Source organism: Cuneatibacter sp. NSJ-177, from assembly GCF_022867805.1.
Taxonomy (GTDB): Bacteria; Bacillota; Clostridia; order Lachnospirales; family Lachnospiraceae; genus Pseudolachnospira.
In genome coordinates this window covers 422,874-447,402 of the sequence record NZ_JALIFO010000006.1, presented here as the reverse complement: position 1 = coordinate 447,402, position 24,529 = coordinate 422,874, and the positions used below count along the sequence as shown (strand labels likewise).

23 protein-coding genes are annotated in these 24,529 nt (G+C 55.4%); 9 read left to right on the top strand and 14 right to left on the bottom strand.

Translation table 11 applies throughout. The annotated features are described in order from the left end of the window. Positions 1-158 precede the first annotated feature (158 nt). Positions 159-1,532, top strand: coding sequence for a sodium-dependent transporter (locus MUB23_RS09990; RefSeq protein ID WP_244800345.1), 1,374 nt, complete (start codon positions 159-161; stop codon positions 1,530-1,532). A gap of 188 nt (positions 1,533-1,720) precedes the next feature. Here MUB23_RS09990 and yqeC read toward each other — a convergent pair whose 3' ends face one another. The 12 genes from yqeC to MUB23_RS09930 all read right to left on the bottom strand — a co-directional run bounded on the left by yqeC (position 1,721) and on the right by MUB23_RS09930 (position 10,990). Then, positions 1,721-2,998, bottom strand: a complete 1,278-nt coding sequence (yqeC, locus tag MUB23_RS09985) for a selenium cofactor biosynthesis protein YqeC (protein WP_244800344.1) — start codon at positions 2,996-2,998, stop codon at positions 1,721-1,723. Continuing rightward, positions 2,999-3,235 carry a DUF3343 domain-containing protein gene (locus tag MUB23_RS09980; protein WP_244800343.1) on the bottom strand — a complete coding sequence of 79 codons (237 nt, stop codon included), beginning with the start codon at positions 3,233-3,235 and terminating at the stop codon, positions 2,999-3,001. It lies immediately after the preceding gene. A 67-nt stretch (positions 3,236-3,302) separates the two neighbouring features. Next, positions 3,303-4,439: an aminotransferase class V-fold PLP-dependent enzyme gene (locus MUB23_RS09975; protein ID WP_244800342.1), complete on the bottom strand. Its 1,137-nt coding sequence runs from the start codon at positions 4,437-4,439 to the stop codon at positions 3,303-3,305. Beyond that, positions 4,423-5,217, bottom strand: a complete 795-nt coding sequence (gene yqeB / locus MUB23_RS09970; protein WP_244800341.1) for a selenium-dependent molybdenum cofactor biosynthesis protein YqeB — start codon at positions 5,215-5,217, stop codon at positions 4,423-4,425. The genes MUB23_RS09975 and yqeB overlap by 17 nt, the downstream gene beginning before the upstream one ends. A 10-nt stretch (positions 5,218-5,227) precedes the next feature. Next, entirely contained in the window at positions 5,228-5,893 is a 666-nt protein-coding gene (gene yedF / locus MUB23_RS09965) for a sulfurtransferase-like selenium metabolism protein YedF (protein ID WP_244800340.1), read from the bottom strand. 32 nt (positions 5,894-5,925) lie between these two features. Next, complete coding sequence (gene selD / locus MUB23_RS09960) at positions 5,926-6,945, bottom strand: selenide, water dikinase SelD (RefSeq protein ID WP_244800339.1); 1,020 nt, start codon at positions 6,943-6,945, stop codon at positions 5,926-5,928. A gap of 46 nt (positions 6,946-6,991) precedes the next feature. Beyond that, complete coding sequence (locus MUB23_RS09955; RefSeq protein ID WP_244800338.1) at positions 6,992-7,336, bottom strand: winged helix-turn-helix domain-containing protein; 345 nt, start codon at positions 7,334-7,336, stop codon at positions 6,992-6,994. Between the two features lie 33 nt (positions 7,337-7,369). Then, a complete protein-coding gene (locus MUB23_RS09950) occupies positions 7,370-7,864 on the bottom strand; it encodes a Gx transporter family protein (protein ID WP_244800337.1) in 495 nt (164 codons plus the stop codon). Positions 7,865-7,873: 9 nt separating this feature from the next. After that, entirely contained in the window at positions 7,874-8,215 is a 342-nt protein-coding gene (locus MUB23_RS09945) for a NusG domain II-containing protein (protein WP_244800336.1), read from the bottom strand. A gap of 20 nt (positions 8,216-8,235) precedes the next feature. Beyond that, the gene (locus MUB23_RS09940) at positions 8,236-8,424 is read right to left on the bottom strand and encodes a heavy-metal-associated domain-containing protein (RefSeq protein WP_244800335.1); all 189 of its coding nucleotides are present in this window, start codon (positions 8,422-8,424) and stop codon (positions 8,236-8,238) included. 12 nt (positions 8,425-8,436) lie between these two features. Further along, complete coding sequence (locus MUB23_RS09935; RefSeq protein ID WP_244800334.1) at positions 8,437-8,730, bottom strand: metal-sensing transcriptional repressor; 294 nt, start codon at positions 8,728-8,730, stop codon at positions 8,437-8,439. A gap of 10 nt (positions 8,731-8,740) precedes the next feature. Beyond that, positions 8,741-10,990, bottom strand: a complete 2,250-nt coding sequence (locus tag MUB23_RS09930) for a heavy metal translocating P-type ATPase (protein WP_244800333.1) — start codon at positions 10,988-10,990, stop codon at positions 8,741-8,743. 233 nt (positions 10,991-11,223) lie between these two features. Between MUB23_RS09930 and MUB23_RS09925 the strand changes: the two genes are divergently transcribed. The 8 genes from MUB23_RS09925 to truA all read left to right on the top strand — a co-directional run bounded on the left by MUB23_RS09925 (position 11,224) and on the right by truA (position 20,987). Next, the gene (locus tag MUB23_RS09925) at positions 11,224-11,418 is read left to right on the top strand and encodes a hypothetical protein (RefSeq protein WP_244800332.1); all 195 of its coding nucleotides are present in this window, start codon (positions 11,224-11,226) and stop codon (positions 11,416-11,418) included. A gap of 181 nt (positions 11,419-11,599) precedes the next feature. Beyond that, positions 11,600-13,414, top strand: a complete 1,815-nt coding sequence (gene kdpA, locus MUB23_RS09920; protein WP_244800331.1) for a potassium-transporting ATPase subunit KdpA — start codon at positions 11,600-11,602, stop codon at positions 13,412-13,414. A gap of 13 nt (positions 13,415-13,427) precedes the next feature. Next, positions 13,428-15,497: a potassium-transporting ATPase subunit KdpB gene (gene kdpB / locus MUB23_RS09915; RefSeq protein ID WP_244800330.1), complete on the top strand. Its 2,070-nt coding sequence runs from the start codon at positions 13,428-13,430 to the stop codon at positions 15,495-15,497. A gap of 10 nt (positions 15,498-15,507) precedes the next feature. Next, on the top strand, positions 15,508-16,110 hold the full coding sequence (gene kdpC, locus MUB23_RS09910; protein ID WP_244800329.1) for a potassium-transporting ATPase subunit KdpC: 603 nt from the start codon (positions 15,508-15,510) through the stop codon (positions 16,108-16,110). A 94-nt stretch (positions 16,111-16,204) separates the two neighbouring features. Next, a complete protein-coding gene (locus MUB23_RS09905; protein ID WP_244800328.1) occupies positions 16,205-18,907 on the top strand; it encodes a sensor histidine kinase in 2,703 nt (900 codons plus the stop codon). After that, the gene (locus tag MUB23_RS09900) at positions 18,900-19,595 is read left to right on the top strand and encodes a response regulator (RefSeq protein WP_244800327.1); all 696 of its coding nucleotides are present in this window, start codon (positions 18,900-18,902) and stop codon (positions 19,593-19,595) included. The genes MUB23_RS09905 and MUB23_RS09900 overlap by 8 nt, the downstream gene beginning before the upstream one ends. A gap of 124 nt (positions 19,596-19,719) precedes the next feature. Next, positions 19,720-20,211, top strand: coding sequence for a GNAT family N-acetyltransferase (locus tag MUB23_RS09895; protein ID WP_244800326.1), 492 nt, complete (start codon positions 19,720-19,722; stop codon positions 20,209-20,211). A 41-nt stretch (positions 20,212-20,252) separates the two neighbouring features. Beyond that, the gene (gene truA, locus MUB23_RS09890) at positions 20,253-20,987 is read left to right on the top strand and encodes a tRNA pseudouridine(38-40) synthase TruA (RefSeq protein ID WP_244800325.1); all 735 of its coding nucleotides are present in this window, start codon (positions 20,253-20,255) and stop codon (positions 20,985-20,987) included. A 6-nt stretch (positions 20,988-20,993) separates the two neighbouring features. On the opposite strand, the gene MUB23_RS09885 is transcribed toward truA, so the two are convergent. Further along, positions 20,994-23,627 (bottom strand): M13-type metalloendopeptidase, encoded by a 2,634-nt coding sequence (locus MUB23_RS09885; RefSeq protein WP_244800324.1) that lies wholly within the window; start codon positions 23,625-23,627, stop codon positions 20,994-20,996. 100 nt (positions 23,628-23,727) lie between these two features. Further along, positions 23,728-24,528 (bottom strand): bifunctional hydroxymethylpyrimidine kinase/phosphomethylpyrimidine kinase, encoded by an 801-nt coding sequence (gene thiD, locus MUB23_RS09880; protein WP_244801180.1) that lies wholly within the window; start codon positions 24,526-24,528, stop codon positions 23,728-23,730. Position 24,529 lies beyond the last annotated feature (1 nt).

Sequence of the window (24,529 nt, the reverse complement as noted above, 5' to 3'; positions counted from 1 at the left end):
CACACAAAGGGAGCTTTCCCAGGTCAAAGGATTTCACCGGTTGGAAATCCTTTCTTTTTTCCCCTTGCTCCTTTTTCGCGTTAAAGCGTCTTGGCGTTAATGTCCAATCGCTTCAACGCAAAACAACCATATTTTTGTGAAAGTGAGAGGTAGGGAACATGAAAGAACGAGAGAGATTTTCCTCCCGGCTGGGATTTATTCTGATCTCAGCCGGATGTGCGATCGGCCTGGGGAATGTCTGGCGCTTTCCTTATATTACGGGAAAGTACGGCGGAGCCGCCTTTGTCCTGGTTTACCTGCTGTTTTTGGTGATCTTGGGACTGCCGGTCATGGTGGTGGAATTTTCCATGGGCCGCGCCAGCCGGAAATCCATTGCCCGCTGTTTTAAAGAGCTGGAGCCAAAGGGTACCAAATGGCACTTGTACGGCTACGCCGCCGTGATCGGGAACTATCTGCTGATGATGTTCTACACCACGATCGGCGGCTGGATGCTCTATTATACGGTTAAGATGGCCTCCGGCGGCTTCCGCGGGATGAATGCGGACCAGGTGGGGGAGGCGTTCACAGGCCTGCAGGCAAGGCCCGTCACCATGATTTTCTGGATGCTGCTGGTCTGCCTGATCGGGATCGGAATTTGCAGCCTGGGGCTTCAAAAGGGAGTGGAGCGCATCACCAAATGGATGATGGCCGCTCTTTTCGTCATCATGGGCGTGCTCTGCGTCCGCAGCTTTACTCTGGAAGGAGCTGCAGAAGGCTTAAAATTCTACCTGGTGCCAGATTTTTCCAAGATGGTGGAAGCCGGATTGGGGGAAGCCATCTATGCGGCTTTGGGCCAGGCTTTCTTTACCCTCAGCATCGGCATGGGCTCCATGGTAATCTTCGGAAGCTACATCGGAAAAGACCGCTCGCTGACCGGGGAGGGGATCCATATTGAAGTACTCGATACCCTGGTGGCCCTGATGTCCGGCCTGATCATCTTTCCGGCCTGCTTCTCTTTCGGCGTGGATCCCGGCCAGGGCCCCGGACTGGTGTTCGTCACGCTTCCGAATATTTTTGTTCAGATGACCGGCGGCCGCCTTTGGGGTACCCTGTTCTTTATCTTCTTGAGCTTCGCCGCACTGTCCACGGTCATCGCCATCTTTGAGAACCTGATCGGCTTTGCCATGGATCTGTGGGGGTGGAGCCGGAAAAAGGCAGTTGTCTTCAACCTGGTCCTGATTCCGATCCTCTCCCTGCCCTGCGTCTTTGGTTTCAATATTTGGAGCGGTGTACAGCCTCTGGGGGCCGGAAGCACGATTATGGATCTGGAAGACTTCATCATCTCCAACAATCTGCTTCCTCTGGGAAGCTGCCTGTACCTTCTGTTCATCACCAGAAAGTGCGGCTGGGGATGGAAGAATTTCATTGCGGAAGCGGACGCCGGAAAAGGAATCAAATTCCCGCAAAAAACCAAGTTTTATATGGCTTATGTGCTTCCGGTCATCATTCTGTTGATCTTCGTGGTCGGCTACTGGCAGAAATTCTTTGCCTGACCGGTAGTGGGAAAAATCTTCCCCGCCTAAGTTCAGAGCCATGAAGACACGGTTCTGGCCCTGCATAACGGTTCTGGCTCTGCATAAAAAACCAACGGGAGCTGCTGCAAAACTTTCATTGCAGCAGCTCCTGCTTTTTGTTCTAACCGGCACGACAAGAATAAGACAAATGCTGGAAGCTCACTTTTCTACGGCCTCACATCCAAATCCACCAGCTCCCGTTCCCCTGCCTCCACAAATGCCACATCCTCCGGATGCCGCCTCATCACTGCTTTTCCGCCGGTATCCCCGGATAGCTCCAACAATTCCTGCCGGTACCGGGCGGAAAAGATATTGGGGTTCCCCATCCGGCTCCCACTTCGGACCGCCGCGATTCTCTCCGGCCCCAGCTGGTACCGCTCCGTCAGGCGTCCCAGGGTCCAGGCGCGAAGATACGGCTGATCACACACGCCGAACAAGTAGGCTTCCGCATCCCCGGCCGCCTCCACGCCCAGCCGGATCGAAGAGGAGATTCCACGTTCCGGAGCCGGATTTTTCACCACCGCATACCCCATCCTCTTACCGGTCTCCGCCACCTCCTCGTACTGGGTGACCAAAATCCGGCGGTCTGCGTCCACTGCCAGCCCTTTCTCCAGCATGGCGCGGTACATCGGGACTCCCTCCACCGGGTAGAGCAGCTTATTTCCGCCGAAACGCACGCTGTTGCCTGCGGCTAACAAAATCAATGCCAGGGAATCCCGGAGATGGGAAAAGGCCGCGATGACGCCGGCTTTTTGAAACAGCGCCGCCATCCGGCGGGCCAGTTCCTCGTCCGGTTTTGTGTCGACTTGATTGACCAACACCCGGAATTCTGTATTCACCTGTTTGCGAAGACCGGCTTCACTGACAGCCAGTTTCACAGCATCCTCCGGGGTCACCCGGTCTTTGATGGATTTTTCCAGCATAGCGGCGGCCAATTCCGGCCGGTGGCAGACGTCCCCAATCCGTCCCCCGATTCCGCTTCTTCCCGCCACAGCGATGATGAGATCGCTGTCCGCGGGAATCACCGGTTCCCAATCTGCCGGTGCTTTCAAAGGTTTTCGTTTGGCTCCGTCCGCCTCCACCAGCACCACATCCGCCGATTTTTTCAGGTATTTCAGTGTATCTAAATCCACTCCCGAAATTTTTTCCGAGCTTTTTTGATCCTGTTCTCCCACCAACACCACTTTTTCCTGTTGCAGCAGATTAAAGATCTCTTCTTTTGCACCACCAGCCGCCATCGGGAAATCACTCCGCTTTCCCATATGGGTGGTTGTGGTCAGCGCTACCGTTTTTCCCGCTTCCCGGCATTCCTCCGCCAGGCGAAACAACAGGCTGGTCTTTCCGCCGCCTCCGACCACAGCGATCACGGAATGCCGTTCCCAGTCCAGGGCCAGCGCCTCGGTCAGCGACCACCGCTTTTTTCCCTCTTGATCCCAAACTCTCATCTACATCAGCACCTCATAATAGCCTTCCACCGTCAGTCCAGCCGCCTCGATGGCTTGGCGGAGAGACGGCTCCTCCCCAGGCTCCGCCCGCCAGGCCATCCCGCACCCCGCCGAGATCTGCTGGGGCACCGGGATCAGCCTGCCGGGAAGCCCTTTCCCGCGGCAAAATTTTTCCATGGCCATGGCATCCGTTGTCGTGTGAAAGGTAATCACCAATTTCCGTGTCTTTTCCCTCACCGTTCCCCTCCCTGATCCGCTGCTTTTCCCTTGATTTCCCGGCTTTTTCCGCAATACGCTTTGAAACCTACTCTCCGGCAATCTCCCGGATCGCCGCCGCAGCCGCTTCCGCCTGCTTTCTCGTATTAAAATGAGAAAAACTGAAACGCACGGCTCCCTGTTTTTCCGTCCCCAAAGCCCGGTGCATCCGCGGCGCGCAGTGGGCTCCCGGCCTGGTGGCGATCCCAAACCGCACCTCCAGCTCATCGCTGACCAGCGCCGAATCATAATCCCAGACGTTGAGCGCCACCACCGGAGCCCGGTTCCAGCTGGAATAATCCCCGTAGACCGTAACGCCGGGAACCTGGATCACTCCCTCATAGAATTCTCTCATCCGGTGCTGCTCTTCTTCTCTGGCATGTTGGATCCCATATTCTTTCACATACCGGACCCCGGCCAGAAGTCCGGCGATGCCGTGCCCGTTTAAGGTTCCCGCCTCCAAGGCCGTCGGATAGACTTCCGGCTGCCTTTTCTCATAGGAAAGGATTCCGGTTCCCCCCACCTTCAAAGGACGGATCTTCACCCCTTCCCCGACGCAAAGCCCCCCGGTCCCCTGAGGACCCAGCAGGCTTTTGTGCCCGGTAAAACAGACCACATCGATCTGCATCTCCTTCATATCGATCGGAAAGACTCCGGCGGTCTGGGAGGCGTCCACGACGAACAGCAGCCCGTGTTTTTTCGCAAACCGCCCGGCCTTCTTCAAATCCAGCAGATTTCCAGTCAGGTTGGAGGCATGGGTACAGACAATCCCTTTGGTATTAGGCCGGATCAGCTGCTCCCACATGCTCTCCCGGTGGCGTCCCTTGGCGTCGCTGGGGACAAAGGAAAGTTCCAGCCCCTGCTCTTCCAACAGATACAGCGGCCGCAGCACTGAATTGTGTTCCCAATCCGTGGAAATCACATGGTCCCCTGGGCCGAACAGCCCCTGAATGGCGATATTCAGCGCTTCGGTTGCATTGCAGGTAAAGATCACATGATCGGCCTGCGGGCAGCCGAACAGATCCGCTAGCTCCTCCCTGGCCTCATAGATCATCCTTGAGGCCGTAAGGGAGTCCGCATAACCGCCCCGGCCGCTGTTTCCCATGTTTCCCATGGCATTTGCCACGGCTAAAATCACGGATTCCGGTTTACGCAGCGTGGTGGCGGCGTTATCGAGATAGATCATGGCAGATAACCTCCAGAACACTCCCCGCAATGCAGCGGGCTTTGTCTGAGATGGTAAAGCAGTTCTTTCTCTCCGACCCCCGCGGATCGATATCGGCGATCTTCATACGAAGGGGTACAGGATAACCATCCCGGATGATCCCGCGCAGCACGCCGGTCAGGCTGGCCGGAATCGGGGTATCCCCGATCATCGCCAGCGTCTGGCCCTTTTCCACCAGATCCCCTATTTTTGCCTGATTCCGGATTACGCCCGAAGCCGGGGCGTGGATCACCCGCTCTTTCGCAAACCCGCCGACGAGTCCAGGGGTTCCGGTGTTCGGCAGCGCCTGTCCCTGGGTGATGATCCGCCCCAAATCGTGTCCCCGCATTGTCTCAATCACGTAATCCACGTCCTGTCCGGCCGTGAAGCCGGGCCCCAGTCCGATGGTCAAAGGAGCCATGGACCGGCTGGTTCCCAGGTTTTTCTTCGCCAAAATCCCATCCACCAGAACGCGCGGCCGGAGCAGCGAAACCGAGGAACCGGATTCATCCACCAAAAGGGGGATCTTCCCAGCCTGCCAGACTGTTTCCGCCTGGGAGACCTGTTCGATTTTCCGGCAAACCGCCCCCTCCACTTCTGCTTCCCCATCGTATACGGCCTCACAAAATGACACTTCCCGGCGAATCGCCGCCGGCATTTCGCATTCCAAAGCCAGAACGCGAAAACCGCAGCGATGCAGACGGTGGATCGTGCCGCTGGCGATATCGCCTGCTCCTCTGACCACAATGATCTCTCTCATTGTCTCCTCCTTACGGCTGAATGACCTGGGTGGCCCCGGCTAGTTTTTCCGCGATTTGATACATATTCGTCACTCCGCCCACCTGTAATTTCTCTTTCAGTCCATAATAGTCGAGACAGGTGCCGCAAGTCAAGATTTCCACCCCTTGATTTTCCATGGCTTTCAAATCTTCCAGAGAATCCGGGCATTCTGTGGTCAGATAGGCCCCTCCATTGTAAAACAGAATGGTCTCCGGCAGTTCATCCAGCTGGCTGAGGGCAAAGAGAAATCCTTTCATCAAAATCCGTCCCAGCTCTTCCGATCCGTCCCCCATAAACCGGCTGCCCACGGCTGCCACCAGGTGTTTCTGCGGTCCCACGGCGCAGTTCATATAGGACTCCTCCGTCTCCTGAAAGACCGCCTCGCCGCCCGTTTGCTCCGCGCCGCCCCTTCCATCCGCTGCTTCCGGAAGGGAATCCTGTTTTAATTCCGCCTGGTAGTCCCGCTCGCCTTTTTTCTCAGACTGAAAGCCCAGCTTTTTCTGCGCCGCCATCTTCTTTAGGTTCTGCACCGCGATCTCATTGTCCACCCGGATCTGCACCGTTCCGGCTCCGCCCAGCTCCTCCAAGGCCTTTTTGGCCTTGATCATGGGAATCGGACATTGCTCCCCCCTTGCGTCTACTTCGATTGTCTTCATTTTTCCATTCTCCTTTCGATTCTCTATTTTCATCAATTAACCAGAATCTTCTTCTCTCCCGGAAAAACCTCCCCGACGATCCCGCAGGGAAGCCCCAGCTCCTCGATTCTTTTACACGCCTCCGACGCGTCCTTTGGCGAAAGCGCCGCCAAAAGACCGCCGCTGGTCTGAGGATCGAATAAAATCTCCTCCATCGCAAAATCCTCCCGGCGAAACTCCACCAAATCCCCCAGGAAGTTCCGGTTCCTCTGCCCTCCGGCGGTCAGATAAAATTCGTCCGCGTAGGCTCTTGCCTCCGGGATGTAGGGGACCGCGCCGCTGTCCACCGCCGCCGTATAGCCTCCGTCCAGCATCTCCATGAGATGCCCCAGAAAACTGAATCCCGTCACATCGGTACACCCATGCACCGGATATTCCCGTAAAATCTCCGACGCTCTCCGGTTCAAGAAAGACATGGACCGGACCGCCAGCTTTTTCGCCTCCTCGGAGGCTTCCCCCACCCGGTCCGCCGTGGTGACGATCCCCACCCCCAGCGGCTTGGTTAAGAGTAATTGGTCGCCGGGGCGGCAGGTATTGTTCCTCAAAATTTTCCCAGGGTGAATCACGCCGGTGACCGAAAGACCATACTTGATTCCTTCATCCGCGATCGAATGTCCGCCGGAGAGCACGCCTCCCGCCTCCCGGACTTTATCGCTTCCCCCTTGAAGAATTTCTCCCAGCAAGTTCAAATCCTCGGTCTCTGGAAAGCAGACGATATTTAGCGCCGTCTTTACCGTCCCGCCCATGGCGTACACATCGCTCAGCGCATTGGCCGCCGCGATCTGGCCGAAAAGATAGGGGTCTTCCACCATGGGAGGAAAAAAATCCAAGGTCTGCACGATGGCCAGCTCATCGGTCAGACGGTAGACCGCGGCATCGTCGCTGCCCTCAAATCCGACCAAAAGATTGGGGTCCTCAAATTTTGGAAGCTGTTTCAGCACTTTTTGCAGCGCCGCCGGTCCCAGCTTCGCCGTGCAGCCGCCGCCTTTACAAAAAATCCGATTTTCCTTCATCTCTTCGTTGTCCTTTCAAAAATATAACGAATGTCAAAAAAATTTCTTAGTCCAAAGCCTCCGGGAACATCTGCCGGAACAAGTCTTCCGTCCGCCGGTTTGCCTCCTGGGAAAAGACTTCGTATTTTTCCAAAAACGCTCTCCCCTCATCTGTCAGCCGGGAGCCCCCGCCATGGGCGCCGCCGATGAATTTCTCCACAAAGGAGATTCCCAGAAGGGTCTCCGCATTGTGCAGGATTTTCCACGCCTTGCTGTATGCAATCTCCATGGATTTCGCCGCCTGATTCAGCGATCCGGTGGATTCAATCCGGCGGAGCAGCAAAGCCACGCCGGTTCCGAATGCTTTTTCTCCGTTTTCATCCAAAAGCCGGACCGTCATTTTTATCTGCATTTTTACCCCTTTTCTTTGAGTTTGTCCCTCTGATTACAGACTTCGCCCCGGAAGCCGCCGGATCAGCTGTCCGCCCAGCACGCCGGTGAGCACGCCTGCGGCGAGACCGGAGACCAGAAGAAACGGCAGGTAATACACCAGCTTTCCCGTCTCCAGCACAGCCATCGCCACCAAGATCTGGCCGATGTTATGGGCCACGCCGCCCAGCACGCTGACGCCCACGGCGCTGAATGCTTTGCTCTTTTTCCCGGCCAGCATAGCAAGGTAGCTGAAAAATCCGCCCGCCAGACTGTACAGCATGCTGAACGTATTGCCGAAGGTAAACGCCACCAACAGAATCCGAACCAGGTTTAAAATCAACGCATCCTTGCTCCCCATCCGGTACAACGCCACCAGCACCACCACATTGGTCAGGCCAAGCTTCATTCCGGGCACTACGAAAAACGCCGGAATCTGCGCTTCTATGTAACTGAGAACCAGCGCCAGCGCGACCAGAAGGCCGTACTGCGCCACCCGCTTTCCCGCCATATGTCCTCCCTACTCTGCGACGCCGTCCACATCCGCCTCATCTCCGCCCTCAATGGAGATCACAACCCGGTTGGGGAGACAGACGATGGTCTGCCCCTGATACTGGATATCCGGCTGATGGACGCATAACTGGTCCGGACAACTGGCTTTTGCCACCGTCGCCACGTGATCTTCGATCACCAGCAGGTTGGCGCCTCCGCCGAAACCTTCTATGGTGACGCTGTTATCCTCTGATAGAGGGTAGGAAGCGGTCTTTACTCCATTCACCTCTACGACGACCTGCGCGCCTTCCTCTTTCGTCAGCTGAATCCAAAGAAGCGCGGCACCGGCCAACAGTGCCACGCCTCCCATCAGGAGCCAATCGCCTCGCTTCACTCTGCCGTAAAGCCCAGATCGTCCAGGACTTCTTTTGCCTTGGCGATGCAGTTCTCACAGCCGTCCACGGAAACGGTTTTGTCCGCCAGGCTGACGGAAAAAGTCAAACCTTCTTCGGTCAAGGCTTTGTTGATCCGCTCCACACACTTCTCGCAGTGCATTTCCGGTACATTTAAAACAGTCATCTTTTCTTCCTCCTATTTCATCAATTTCTGTATGACCTGGCAGAGTTCATCCACAGCCTCTTCCCGGCCGCTTTGAATGTCCTCCACCACACAGCTTTTAATATGATTGTTCAGCAGCACCCGGCTGAACGCGTCCAGGGCCGATTTCACCGCCGAAACCTGGGTCAGGATATCGACGCAGTACCGTTCGTCCTCCACCATGGAACGAATACCCCGGATCTGTCCTTCCATCCGGTTCAGCCGGTGAATCAGATCCTTGTATTCGTCGTCCTCCCGGTGCTTTTTTCTCGTGCAGCAGCAATCCATCGAACTCCTCCTATAAACGGACTCCCCGCAGCCTCAGCGCATTTCCAACCACAAATACGGAGCTGAGGGACATGGCGAATCCGCCGATCATCGGGCTTAACAGCGGGCCGCCCAAAAGATAAAGGACGCCTGCCGCAACAGGGATCCCCAGCGTATTGTAGAAAAACGCCCAGAACAAATTTTCATGAATATTTTTAATGGTCCGGCGGCTCAGCTCTCTGGCCCGGTATACGTCCATCAAATCCGACCGCATCAGCACCACGTCTGCAGACTCGATGGCGATATCGCTGCCGGTGCCGATGGCCACGCCCACCTGGGCCTGGGCCAGCGCCGGGGCATCATTGATGCCGTCTCCTACCATCATAACCGTCCAGCCCTTTTTTTGCAACCCTTCTACGACAGAAGACTTGTCACCGGGCAAAACTTCTGCGATCACATGCTCGGAATCCAGATGAACCTGGGCTCCGATGGCGTCCGCCGTCGCCCGGTTGTCGCCGGTCAGCATATAGACGTCCACACCGGCTTTTTTCATCCGGTCAATCGCTTCCGCGCTGGTAGGCTTTACCGTGTCCGCGACGCAAAGGATCCCGCGCAGTTCCCCGTCCACTGCCACAAACATCGGCGTCTGGCCCTTTTTCGCCGCCTCCTCTGCAAAATCCATCACACGCCCTTCCGGGATCTGAGAGAAAATTTCGGCAAGCAGCGCCCGGTTCCCAATAAATACCTCATGACCTTCCCAAACCGCCTGAATGCCTTTTCCGGTAATACTCGTAAAGCTCTCCGGCTTGGTCAATTCCTGTCCCTGCTCTCTGGCATAGGCCACAATGGCCTCGCCCAGCGGATGCTCCGACAAAAGTTCGCAGCTTCCGGCAAGCCGCACCAGCTCCGGGTCTCCGGTCAGGACATCGACCACCTGCGGGTTTCCCGCCGTGATGGTTCCGGTTTTATCCAATACTACCACATTTGTTTTGTGCATGATCTCCAGCGCCTCGCCGCTCTTGATCAAAATCCCATGATTAGCGCCGACGCCGGTTCCGACCATGATCGCCGTCGGCGTCGCAAGTCCCAGGGCGCAGGGACAGGCGATCACCAGCACCGATACGAAGATCGTCAGCACAAAAGACAGCTCCTTGCCGCCCAAAATGGCCCAGGCTAAAGCCGCGACCAGCGCAATCGCAATCACCGCAGGGACGAAATATCCGGCTACCAAATCCGCGATCTTAGAGATCGGAGCTTTCTTGCCCTGGGCGTCCTCGACCAGCTGCACGATCTTCGAAAGCGTGGTCTCCTTGCCGACCCGCGTCACCTCCACTTCCATGGCTCCGTTGAAGTTCACGCTGCCGCCGATGACCGCGTCCCCTTCTTTTTTCTCCACCGGGATGCTCTCGCCGGTCAGCATGGATTCATCCACGCTGCTGACGCCGCTTACCACAACACCGTCCAGGGGAATTCTGGCTCCGGGCTTCACCAGGATAAGACTTCCGGCCGCCACCGTGTCCGTCGGCACTTCGGATTCCACGCCGTCCACCAAGAGCAGCGTCGTATCCGGCGTCAGTTCCATCAGCTTCCGGATCGCCTGAGAGGTTTTTCCTTTGCTGCGGCTCTCCATGAATTTCCCCAGCATGACCAGCGTAACCACCACCGCAGCCGACTCATAGTAGAGATTGTGAACCGCGTGGACGTCCGCCGGGATCCGGACCGTCATAAACAAACTGTAAAGGAAGGCGCTGGAGGTTCCGATCGCCACCAGAGAATCCATGTTGGGGTGGCCTTTAAACAAGGTTCGAAATCCCACAATATAAAATTTCTGTCCGGCAATCAAAACGGGCACGGTCAGAATCAGCTGAATCAGCGCATAGTTAAACGGCGCTTCGTCCATTCTTAAAAAGGAGGGCAGAGGCAGCTCAAACGGAAGCATATGCCCCATGGAAATGTAGAGCAGCGGCACCGCAAAAACAATGGCTACAATCAGGCGGCGCTTGCTGTGTTCCAAAGCCTCCTCCTGCTTCTCAAAAAGTTCCATGTCCTGCTCCCGTTTTGCCTCCGGGGGCGCATAGCTGGCGTGAAATCCGGCTCTCTCCACCTTCGCCTCGATCTGTTCCCTTGAAAGCTTTTCCGGATCATAGGTGATCGTCATCTTCGCCGTGGTCAGATTCACCATGCTGGCCTCCACGCCCGGCAGCTTTCTCGTCACCCGCTCCACCGCGCTGCTGCATGCGGCACAGCTCATACCTTCAATATTATAAACTTCGGTGATCATACCTCTTCCATCCTTTCTCCGCTTTTTTCTAGTATGTGTGGAAAACCATTCTCTCATACGAAAAACCGGTGGTTTTATATACCCCCATGGGGTATATAAGAAGCATAACAAACTTTCCTCTTTTTGTCAATCCCTAATCCGCGTTCTCTTAATCCTACCTTTATTTTTCCCGCCGTTCTCTTTTACCGTTTTTATGCCGGAAATGATAAGATCCCCTCATAGGAGGGATTCTGATGCTGCACATATTACAAATTATCCATATTGACAAAAATCACTTGAACCATAGCGCCGCCGGTTTTGCCAGGCTTCATCCCTATCTGTCCATTTTCTGCCTCTTTGTCGGGATGCCGTTTTTCATTCTGGCTGCGGTCTTCGCCTGCACTTCGGCTGTTCTGCTGCCCCTCGCCCTGCTTTTGGGCTGGCTGTGACGTTTTAATGCGATCTTAATCTCACGCCCGGCCCGCTAATGCCTTTTTTATAAAGGAAATGATAGAATCGGTTCACGAAGGAGGAACACGATATGAATTTCATGATTGGCATCATCGGCAGCAGCGCCGCATTACTTCTGATCTATTATGTGGTCATCTTAATGAAGGGAGACGATCAAAAATGAGCAACGTGATCCAGTATATTCTCTATCTTGCCATCCTGGTGGTACTGGCAATCCCGCTGGGGGCCTACATAAAAAAAGTGATGGAAGGAGAAAAAACCTTTCTCTCCCCCATCCTCACCCCCTGTGAAAACGCCGTGTACAAAATCATGCGCGTCAAAAAAGACGAAGAGATGGGTTGGAAAAAATACTGCGCAAGCGTCCTGATTTTTTCCGGCTCCGGACTGGTTTTCCTGTTTTTGCTCCAGCTTTTACAGGGCGTCCTGCCCGGCAATCCCCAAGGGCTCTCCGGTGTCAAATGGGATCTGTCCTTTAACACGGCGGCAAGTTTCATCACCAACACCAACTGGCAGGCCTACAGCGGAGAGTCGACTCTCAGCTACCTGTCCCAGGCACTCGGCCTGACGGTCCAGAACTTTGTCTCCGCCGCCACCGGCATCGCCGTTTTGTTTGCCTTGATCCGCGGATTCCAGAAAGTAAAGTCCAAAGGACTCGGCAGCTTTTGGGTGGATTTGACCAGAATCACCATTCATGTCCTGCTCCCGCTGAATCTTGTGATCGCAGTGGCCCTGGCTGGCGGCGGCGTCATCCAAAATCTGAGCCCTGGTCAGACCGTACCGCTCCTAGAGCCGGTGGCGGTAAACGCGGAAGGTGAGATCCTGGATCACGCTGAGATTGATCTCGCCTCCCAGACGGTGACCGTGGACGGCGTCAAGGTGGAGGGAGCCGAGATCGTGACCGAACAGTTTGTACCCATGGGCCCTGCGGCCAGCCAGGTGGCGATTAAACAGACGGGAACCAACGGCGGCGGCTATATGGGGGTAAATTCCGCCCACCCGATGGAAAATCCCAATGCGTTTACCAATCTGCTGGAGATGATCTCTCTCCTTTTGATCCCGGCCGCTCTGTGCTTTACCTTTGGGAGCTGCATCAAGAATAAAAAACAAGGGGTGGCAATTTTCATGGCCATGTTCCTTTGTCTTGCTGCAGCGCTTGCCATCGTGGCCGTCAATGAACAGGCTGCCACTTTGCAGCTGGCCCAGGAAGGCTCAGTCAATCTTTCCATGATCGATCAGGCCGGCGGCAACATGGAAGGAAAGGAAACACGCTTCGGCATCGCTTCTTCCGCCACCTGGGCTGCTTTCACCACCGCGGCGTCCAACGGCTCAGTCAACTCCATGCACGACAGTTACACTCCGCTTGGAGGCATGATTCCCATGCTTTTGATGCAGCTGGGCGAGGTGATCTTCGGCGGCGTCGGCTGCGGCCTTTACGGAATGCTGGCTTTTGCAATCCTGACCGTGTTCATCGCCGGACTGATGGTGGGCAGGACGCCGGAATTTCTCGGCAAAAAGATCGAGCCCTATGAGATGAAATGGGCGGTCCTGGTCTGCCTGGCCACCCCGATTGCGATTCTGCTTGGCAGCGGGATCGCAGCGGCTGTTCCGGAAGTGGCGGACAGCCTGAACAACAGCGGAGCCCACGGCTTTTCCGAACTGCTGTACGCCTATACTTCGGCCGGCGGCAACAATGGATCCGCCTTTGCCGGTTTCAACGCCAATACGGTTTTCTTAAACCTGTCCCTGGGGATTGTGATGCTGTTCGCCCGCTTTCTCCCTATCGCCGGCACGCTGGCCATCGCCGGGAGCCTGGTGGGAAAAAAGAAAGTTGCCGCCACGTCGGGCACCCTTTCCACCACCAACGCCATGTTTGTTTTTCTGCTGATTCTCATTGTTCTTCTGGTCGGCGCACTCAGCTTCTTCCCGGCGCTGGCGCTGGGACCGATCGCAGAGTTTTTCAGCAGTATCGCATAAGGAGGTTCTTCATATGACTGCACAGAAAAAAAATGCCTTTGTCAATAAAAAAATATTTGGCAGGGCGGTCAAGGACTCTTTTCTCAAACTGAGCCCCCGCACCCAGGCGAAAAACCCCGTGATGCTGCTGGTCTATCTTTCCGCGATCCTGACCACCGGCCTGTGGATGACCTCCCTTTTCGGGATCCAGGACGCGCCGGCAGGCTACACCCTGGCAATCGCCGTCATCCTTTGGTTTACCACACTGTTCGCCAACTTTGCGGAAGCTATCGCGGAGGGCCGCGGCAAGGCCCAGGCGGATGCGCTGCGGGCTTCCAAAAAAGATGTGGAGGCCCACAAGATTCCCTCCACCGGACAAAAAGATTCCGTCACCAATGTTCCTTCCGCCTCCTTAAAAAAGGGCGATCTCGTAATCGTGAAGGCCGGGGAACAGATCCCGTCGGACGGCGAGGTCATCGAGGGCGCGGCCTCGGTGGATGAGAGCGCCATCACCGGGGAATCCGCGCCGGTGATCCGGGAAAGCGGCGGCGACCGTAGCGCCGTCACCGGAGGGACCACGGTTCTCTCAGACTGGATCATCATCCGAGTCGTGAGCGAAGCGGGCGAAAGCTTCCTCGACAAGATGATCGCCATGGTCGAGGGCGCATCCAGAAAAAAGACTCCCAATGAAATTGCTTTGCAGATTTTTCTAATCGCCCTCTCCATCATCTTTATATTAGTCACGGTATCCCTCTATCCCTTCTCCGTGTTTTCCGCGAAGCAGGCTGGGATTGACAATCCAACCTCTGTCACCACTCTGGTGGCTCTGCTGGTCTGCCTGGCGCCCACCACCATCGGAGCTCTCCTCTCCGCCATCGGCATTGCGGGCATGAGCCGCCTGAACCAGGCTAACGTTCTGGCCATGAGCGGGCGCGCCATCGAGGCCGCCGGGGATGTGGATGTCCTTTTGCTGGATAAGACTGGCACGATCACTCTTGGAAACCGGCAAGCGGACGCCTTCCTGCCGGTCGGGGGAGTCAGCGAAAAAGACCTGGCCGATGCGGCTCAGCTTTCTTCCCTCTCAGATGAGACGCCGGAAGGCCGGAGCATCGTCATCCTGGCCAAAGAAAAATTCGGAATCCGGGAGAGGCGCCTATCCGACGCAAAGATGGAATTCATCCCCTTTACTGCCAAAACCCGGATGAGCGGAGTAAATTTCGGAGGCAATGAGATCCGAAAGGGCGCAGCCGACGCAGTGCGGGATTATGTGATCCAAAAAGGCGGGACCTATCCGGGCGAATGCGACGCTTTGGTCAGAACCATTGCCTCCCAGGGCGGCACGCCGCTGGTGGTGGCAAAAAATCACCAGGTTCTCGGCGTCGTTCACCTGAAAGACATCATCAAGAAAGGGGTCAAAGAAAAGTTTTCCGCCCTTCGAAAAATGGGCATTAAGACCATTATGATCACCGGGGATAATCCGATGACCGCCGCTGCTATCGCCGCCGAAGCCGGCGTGGATGATTTCCTGGCTGAGGCGACGCCGGAAGGGAAGCTGCAAATGATCCGGGATTACCAAAAAAAAGGCCATCTGGTGGCCATGACCGGAGACGGCACCAACGACGCGCCCGCCCTAGCCCAGGCTGATGTGGCGGTCGCCATGAACAGCGGCACCCAGGCGGCGAAGGAAGCGGGAAACATGGTGGATTTGGACTCCTCCCCCACCAAGCTGATCGACATTGTCCGGATCGGCAAGCAGCTTTTGATGACCCGCGGAAGCCTGACCACCTTCTCCATTGCCAACGACGTGGCGAAATATTTTGCAATCATTCCGGCCATGTTCGTGGGACTCTACCCCGGTCTTTCCAGCCTGAATATCATGGGCCTGCACTCTCCGATGAGCGCGGTGCTCTCGGCGATTATTTACAACGCCCTGATCATCATCGCCCTGATCCCACTGGCTTTAAAAGGCGTAAAGTACCGGGAATACCCGGCGGGAAAACTGCTCTCCCGCAACCTGCTCGTCTATGGCCTGGGCGGCCTGGTCACGCCGTTTTTGTGCATCAAAGGAATCGATCTGTTGTTGGTTTGGTTCGGATTGGTATAAGGAGGAAAAAATGAAAACGATAAAAGCTGTGCTGCCAAAGGCAATTGCCATCTTTTTGATCTTTACTTTTGTCTGCGGGATTTTCTACACCGCATTGGTGACGGGCATCGCCCAGCTGATCTTTCCGGATCAGGCGAACGGCAGCATCATCGAAGTGGACGGAAAAAAATACGGATGCGAACTTCTGGGCCAGCAGTACACGGACGACGCTCATCTGTGGGGGCGAATCATGAATCTGGACGTTTCCACCTACAAGGACGCGGAAGGAAAGACGCTTCTCTATGCGTCGCCTTCCAACCTGAGCCCCGCCAGCAAGGAGTATGAAAAGCTGGTGGCGGAGCGAGTGGAAAAACTCCGGGCCTCAAACCCGGCGATGGAGGATTCCGCCGTTCCGGTCGACCTCGTGACTTGTTCCGGCAGCGGTTTGGATCCCGCCATCTCCCCGGCCGCAGCCCGGTACCAGGCGCCCCGGATCGCCGAAGCCCGAGGGATCTCTGAGCAGGAGGTCTTGGAAATCATCGATCAATGCACCACCGGCCGGTTCCTCGGTCTCTTCGGGGAGGAAACCGTCCATGTACTGAAAGTAAATCTGATGCTGGACGGGATTTTATAAGCCCGGTATTTATGTAATCTTAATCTCCCACCGAAATCCCTAATGCGAATTTTAGTGAAGATCCAGTATACTCTGATTGATGGAGGTGATACACGTGGAAGAGACCAGAAAAAATCCCGACGAGCTTCTTCAGCAGATTCAGACGGAAAAAGAGGAAAGGGCCCGCGGCCGCCTGTATATCTTTTTTGGATATGCGGCCGGGGTCGGCAAAACATACGCCATGCTGAAAGCAGCTCAGGAAGCAGCGCAGCAGGGGATGGACGTAGTAGCGGGTTATGTGGAACCCCACGCCCGCCCGCAGACGGCCCGGCTGCTGGATGGTCTGGAGCTTCTTCCCACCCAGGAGATCGTCCACGGCGGGATCCGGCTACATGAATTCGACCTGGACGCCGCGATTGCCCGGAACCCCCGGCTGATTCTAGTGGATGAGCTGGCCCACACCAACGCGGACGGCTGCCGCCACCGGAAACGGTATCAGGATATCAAAGAACTGCTGAGTCATGGAATCGACGTCTATACCACCGTCAATGTCCAGCACCTGGAAAGCCTGAACGACCTGGTGGCTTCCATCACCGGGATAACGGTGAAAGAGCGGATTCCAGATTCCATCTTCGACGAGGCGGATCAGGTCAAGCTGGTGGATATTGAGCCCAAAGAGCTGATCCTCCGTCTCAGCGAAGGAAAGGTCTACCGGAAGGCCCAGGCGGAAAAAGCCCTCGGCAACTTTTTTACCGTGCAGAATCTGGAATCGCTCCGGGAGATCGCCCTGCGCCGCTGCGCCGACCGGGTCAATAAGATCTCCCGGCAATCCGGCAGGAAATCCAACAGCCGTTTCACCGAGGAGCACATCCTGGTCTGCCTCTCTTCCTCCCCCTCCAACGGAAAAATCATCCGTACTGCCGCCCGGATGGCAAGCGCTTTCCGCGGCAGCTTCACCGCTTTGTATGTGGAAACGCCGGAGAGTCCTGCGATGGGCGGGGAGGATAAAGAGAGGCTGCGCCAAAACATCCGGCTGGCCGAACAGCTGGGCGCGGCGATTGAGACGATTTCCGGGGATGACATTGCCTATCAGATCACAGAATTTGCCAGGCTCTCCGGCATTTCTAAAATTGTGCTCGGCAGAAGCAGCGCCAGACGGCGCTTCTTTTTCACCCGCCAGCCTCTGACAGAAAAAATCACGCAGCTGGCTCCTGACCTGGACATCTATATCATTCCGGATCAAAATACACTGCCCCCTCAGCAAAAAAAGCAGGTTTCACAAAAAGTCCGGTTTTCCGTGACCGATCTAATGAAGAGTCTCCTGGTGCTGGCCGGATCGACGGCTATCGGCTTTTTGTTCTTCCGTTTCGGATTCAGCGAAGCCAATATCATCACTGTGTATATTCTCGGCGTTTTGGTGATCGCCGTGATTACCCCGCAGCGGGTTTACAGCCTGATCAGTTCCCTGATCAGCGTCCTGCTCTTTAACTTCTTTTTCACCGTGCCGCGGTACACGCTTCACGCCTACGACGCCGGTTACCCCGCCACCTTTCTGATCATGTTCGTCTCGGCTTTTTTGACCAGCTCTCTGGCGGTGAGGATCAAGCGGCAGGCCAAACAGTCAGCGGAAACCGCCTACCGGACGAAAATCCTGTTTGACACCAACCGTCTGCTGGGAAGTGAAAAGCAACCGGACGGCATCATCTCCGTAACCTGCCGGCAACTGACCAAACTGCTGAAAAGAGACGTTCTGTTCTACCGGGTTTTTGAGAAAAAACTTTCCGGCCCCCAATTTTTCCCCAGGGACGGCGCCGGGGCTCCCCAAGAGGCGGTTCCCCCGGAATACGCCGGCGGCAATGAGCGCGCCGTGGCATCCTGGGTTTTTCATAACAACAAGCGCGCGGGAGCGACCACCGATACCCTGGGCGATTCCCGATGCCTTTATCTCTCAGTGAGAGTCGGCCGGGAGGTCTACGGCGTGATCGGAATCGCAGCCGGCGCGCCTCTCGACGCCTTTGAAAATAGCATTATGCTATCCATTTTAGGGGAATGCGCCCTTGCACTGCAAAATGAAAAGGCAGCGCGGGAGCGGGAGGAAGCCGCCCTGCTGGCCACAAATGAACAGCTGCGGGCCAATCTGCTCCGCTCCATCTCCCACGACCTGCGTACACCTTTAACCTCCATCTCCGGCAATGCGGGGATTCTCCTGTCCAGCGAGGAGGAGATCGGACGTTCCAAACGGAAACAGCTCTACACGGATATCTACGACGATTCGCTATGGCTGATCAATCTGGTGGAAAATCTCCTCTCCGTCACCCGGATCGAGGACGGCTCCATGAAGCTGAAACGGACCACAGAGCTTTTAGAAGAGATCATCTCAGAAGCGCTGCAGCACACGGACCGCAGAAGAAAGGAACACAAGATTACCTTGAAGGCAGCCGATTCTTTTCTTTTGGTCAAGATTGACGCCCGCCTCATCATGCAGGTAATCATCAATTTGGTGGACAACGCCATCAAATATACCCCCAAGGGCTCGGAAATTATCATAGAAACCAGTCAGGCCAAGGGGCAGGCCATCGTATCCGTCTCCGACAGCGGGGACGGTATTTCCGACGAAGCCAAGAAACACATTTTCGATATGTTCTACACCACAGGAGCCCAGGTGGCCGACGGACGCCGCAGCCTGGGGCTGGGCCTGGCCCTGTGTAAATCCATTGTCAACGCCCACGGAGGGACGATCTCGGTCTCGGACCATGCCCCGCACGGCGCCGTCTTCACTTTTACATTGCCGATTGAGGAGGTAACGTTACATGAATAAACCGTTTATTCTTGTGGTAGAGGATGATTCCGCGGTAAGGAACCTCATTACCACCACCTTAGAGACACAGCGCTACCGGTTCCAGGCCGCGCCCACCGGAGAAACGGCGATCTTAGAAGCAGTGTCCCACAATCCGGACGTGGTTTTGCTGGATTTAGGGCTTCCGGACATGGACGGAATCGAGATCATCCGGAAGATCCGAACCTGGTCTAAGATGCCGATCATCGTGATCAGCGCGAGAAGCGAGGACACGGACAAAATTGAAGCTCTGGACGCTGGGGCGGACGATTATCTGACCAAGCCGTTTTCCGTGGAGGAACTGTTGGCGCGCCTGCGCGTCACCTTCCGGAGACTCTACGATTCCGGGGGCAGCGCGCCGGGGGATATGGTGTTCACCAACGGGGATCTGCGGATCGATTATGCGGCCGGCTGCGTCTATGTCAAAGAAAAAGAGCTCCACTTGACGCCGATGGAGTATAAGATTTTATGCCTTCTCGCCAAAAATGCCGGAAAGGTGCTGACGCACACAACCATCACCAAGGAAATCTGGGGCAGCGCCTGGGACAACGACGTGGCGTCCCTCCGCGTATTCATGGCCACGCTGAGAAAAAAAATCGAAGCGGACCCGTCCGCCCCGAAGTATATCCAGACGCACGTAGGAGTCGGCTACCGGATGATGCGGGTTTAACGCAGGAAAAGAGCGCTGTGCGGAGAAAAGGCTTTTTCTCGCGGCAAAGTTTGTGCTATAATGAAAAATATCAGCAAAGCTGATATTTTTCATTATACTTTTCAACCACAAAGGAGGGCGCAGCATGAATCTGATTCTGCGCAGTTATCAAACCGCCGACCTGGATTCGATGCGGAAACTTTGGAATCAAATCGTGGAAGAAGGCCAGGCTTTTCCCCAGGAAGAAGGGCTGACAGAAGAAGGCAGCCGGGATTTTTTTTCTTCCCAGACGTACTGCGGCCTTGCGGAGGACGCGGATACTGGTTCGTTTCTCGGATTTTATATCCTACACCCCAACAATATCGGCCGATGCGGCCATATCGCCAACGCCAGCTATGCGGTCTGTCCCGGCATGCGGGGACAGCGGATCGGAGAACGGCTGGTGGCGGACTCCATCGAACAGGCCAAAAAACAGGGGTTTCGGATTTTGCAGTATAACGCTGTCGTGAAGGAAAATACCTTTGCCCGCCGTCTCTACGAAAAGCTGGGCTTTATCCAGCTGGGAACAATCCCCGGCGGATTCCGGCGAAAAGATGGGGAATACGTGGATATCTGCCCCTACTACCGGGAGCTTTAGACAGATTGGGGGGCTCAATAAAAGAAAAGAGGATTGCGAAGATGAACTATCGTCTCACCATTCAGTACGACGGAACCCGCTATGCCGGCTGGCAGAGACAGTCGGGAAACGCAGACACCATCCAGGGAAAAATCGAAGGGGTGCTGAGCCGGATGACAGATATTCCGGTGGAAATCCAGGGGGCCGGCCGCACGGACGCCGGTGTTCACGCCCTGGGGCAAATCGCCAACGTACGGCTTGAGACAGAAAAAAGCCCGGAGGAAATCCGGGCATATTTGAACGCCTATCTTCCGGAGGACATTGGAATCGTCTCCGTCGTCCCTGCTTCTGACCGGTTTCACAGCCGGTTGAACGCCATCGGAAAAACTTATTGCTACCGGCTTGCCACCGATCCGGCCAGACATATCTTCGAGCGGAAGTACATGACCGCATGGCAGGAGCCGTTGGACCTTTCCGCCATGAAGAAAGCCGCGGATTTCCTGACCGGAACCCACGACTTTCAAAGTTTCTGCGCAAAAAAGAGCAAAAAATCCACGGTGCGCCGTCTGGATGAAATCCGTTTTGAAGAATTTCCCGGCGAGCTGAGGCTGACCTTCCAGGGAAATGGTTTTCTCTATCACATGGTCCGAATCCTGACGGGCACCTTGCTTGAGGTGGGATCCGGCCAGCGATCCCCTCAAGAGATCCCAGCCATCCTAAAGGCGCGGGAACGGAAATACGCGGGCTTTACGGCGCCTCCCCAGGGGCTCACCTTGACGGAGATTTTTTATTCCTAGCTTTCCCTACCAGATTTGAATCCGATCCCCGGCAGGCACGTACATGCCGTCTCCCGGCTGAATGCCATAGGTATCGTAAAATTCCTGGAAATTGGAGAGCACCCGGTTGACCCGGAGGTTGCTGGAACTGTGCTCATCGACTTCGGCCAGGCTCTCCGCTCGGGCTCTGGTCGTGCACTTGAGCCATCCTTCGGCGTACGCCCGGAAGAACTTGTCATAATCCGGATTTTCCATTTTTTTCAGCACTTCCAGAGCGCAGGCCACTGCGCCGATATCCGCAATATTCTCTCCCAAAGTCTGCTCTCCGTTGATCGGGATGCCCGCGGCAGCTTCGAATCCATCGTAAAATGCCGCTGCTCTCCCGCAGAGTTCCTGAAATTTCTGTTCATCCTCCGGACTCCACCAGTTATTCGGCTGCCCATTTTTATCGTATTTCGCCCCATTATTGTCAAAGGCATGGGTAATCTCGTGGGCAATGGTAGCTCCGATGCCGCCCAAATTTTCCTCTAAAGAAGCATTCACATCGTAGGAAGGCACCTGCAAAATTCCAGCGGGGAAACACATCGTGTTGGTAAACTGGTCATAGTACGCGTTTACAGTGGCCACCGGAATTCTCATATCCGTCTTCTGCCTGCCTTCGTTTTTGGCCGCGGCTTCTTCCCTGTTGCGCTGCTGGGTGAGTTTTGCCACCGCAACTTGATTTTCAAAGTAATGGTCCGTCACTTCCAGCTGATCCAGCGTATCGTCCCACCGGTCCGGATAGCCGATAAAGAATTTCATGGAATCCAGTTTCTCAATCGCTGCCTTTTTGGTCTCTTCCCCCATCCAGTCCAGCTTCTGAATGCGTTCCTTATAGACGGAAATGAACTGTTTGATCATATCTTCCACGCCCTTTTTCGCCTCCGGGGAGAAATACCTCTCTGCATACAGGCGGTCGATCTCGGTTCCCAGGGAATTTTTCACCATGGCATAGGCAATCTCCTCCGGCGTGCTGTTGCTGGGTGACTGCCCCATGGTCTTTTGATTATAGGCATCAAACGCATCGAGGAAGTCCTTGCTCAGGTTTGTATAGTTGGCATTGAGCAAATTCAGTTTTAACGCCGTCCGGATGGCAGGCAGATATTTTTCGTCCTGCATTAACGTTCCGAATCCCTCAAACAGCGTGGGAGACATCAGGCAGAATTCCGTTGGAATCTCATCCCCGGACGCTTCAATAATCGCCTTGACATCCATTCCCGGAAGTAAATCCTGAAGCTCCTTCAACGTGACATATCGCGTAATCTTACTGGGATCGCCATAGTCTTCGGGCGCAGGCGCATATTCGGCCAACGCCTCCATCCATTCCCGGTATGCCTTACTATGTGCGGCCGCCTCTTCCTCTGATTCCCCGGAAAGAACAAGAAGCCGGATATTTAACTGCTCCATCTCTTCGTCGTCCATTGGCTCCGCCGGCGGCATCAACGTGGGAATTATCTTCCGAGAATCCCGCATATCCCCCATATAAGCGATGGCAAGAAAACCGCCCGACGCCGTCTCACGCAGAGAAAGGACCTGGGCCTCACTCAATTCTTTTAAATTGGATGCGCTGTCGATCGCATTCAAATATTTCCTGAGAGGCTCTGCTCCCAGTTGATTCCGCTTCTGAAAATCCACGGCACTCTCATAAAAATCCTTGATTTTCTGCTCTCTGCTGCCGGGTGCATAGCCGCTGCCCTCGACAATCTCTTTAATAATGCCGTCCACCTGTTTCTGCACGGTGATCGTCTGATCATAGAGGCCGCCCGCGTCGGTCTCTCCGTCTAGTATCTCCTTGTTTAGAAGAGCGTTTTGATTGACCGCCGTATAGAAATCATCTTTTAAATTCGTGCCGTACAGGGCGTAAATCCGGTTCAGCAGAATTTTCAGCTCCTTACCGGTTGCGCCGCCGCTCTGCTTCGTCTCCTTGGGATTTGAAGCCTCCGCGGATGCCCCGCTCTCTCCTTCCACAGAATCCGACGCGCCGGGATCGATCCGGTCGGTCATGACTTGATCCGAATCCGCCCCCAAAGTTTCTTTCCGGCCTCCGGCAGGATCCGCCGCCTGGTCTCCCGTTTGTCCAGCCCCGGCGTCACTTTGACCCATTTCATCTGAATTCCCCAGCGCAGCAGAAAGGTCGCTTTGAGCCAGAACACCGCCCTTTTTCAAATTCTCCAGCTCTTCTTGCGCCCACTCCGGCACCTGGGAGAGATCCACCGCTTCCGGCGCCAGGCGCGCCGCATTCCCCTTTGGTGCGGGAAGCTCGCCGAACGCCCGGCTAACCATGATCAAAGCCTGAAGCCGCGGTAATTCGTCGTTCTCCCCAAGGCCGATAAAATTGTCCATCAGCTCTTCGCGGCTGGGCAGGTTCTTATTGTACTTTGCCGCGGCCGTGAGCAGAAAATCAGCCGCCTTTCCCAATGTCAGCAGCTCATCGCCGGCTGGCGCGGCTATTTTTGTATCCCCAGTGCCCAAGTCTTTTACTGGATCTTTTGGGGATACCTGGGAGTTCTCCGTTCCTCCTGCCTGAGACCCCGCCGTCCGGTTGTTGGAAGCACACCCGCCAAATAGCAGGCTGACGCTCAAAACCACGGCCAATATCCTGGTTACATATCGAAATTTCATAACGAATCCCCTTTCTTTTGCGTTAATCTTTACCGGTATTATAGCAAAAGCAAGGTTAGGTCAAAGTTAAATTAATCCATTTTTTTTCGTCCGGCAGCCGTCACTCTCCGAGATGAAAGCCCTCAAAGCAAAAGCAGTGATTCATCGGCCCGCTGCCCTTGCCCAGATCCAGGTTGGCCCGAAGCGCGCCGGATATGTAGGCTTTCGCCTGCCGGACGCTGTCTTCCAAGCTCAGTCCCGCCGCCAGGCCGCAGGCAATCGCAGATGACAGGGTGCATCCGGTTCCATGGGTATTGGGATTCTCAATCCTCTCCCCGTAAAACCAGGTTGCCTTTCCGGCCTGGTACAGCAGGTCATTGGCGTCGTTCAAGTGATGGCCGCCCTTGACCAGCACCGCGCTCCCTGTGTTCTTTCCGATCTCCGCAGCGGCCGCCGTCATATCTTCTACGGTCTGGATCTTCCGGCCGGACAACACCTCCGCCTCCGGAATATTCGGCGTAATCACCACGGCCAGCGGCAGAAAACGCAAAATCAGCTGTTTTGCGGCATCTTCTGCCAAAAGCCTGCTTCCACTGGTGGAGACCATCACCGGATCCACCACCACGTTTTTCGCGTGATACTCTTCCAGCTTATCCGCAATCACGTCAATCAGGGCCGCGCTGGAGACCATTCCGATCTTTACCGCATCTGGGACAATGTCCGTAAAAATGCAGTCCATCTGCTGCGCCACAAAATCCGGACTCGCCTCCTGAATCCCATAGACACCGGTGGTATTCTGCGCCGTCAGGGCAGTGATCACGCTCATGCCGTACATTCCATGGGCGGACATCGTTTTTAAATCCGCCTGAATCCCGGCGCCGCCGCTGCAATCCGAACCTGCAATCGTCAAAACCTTCTTCATT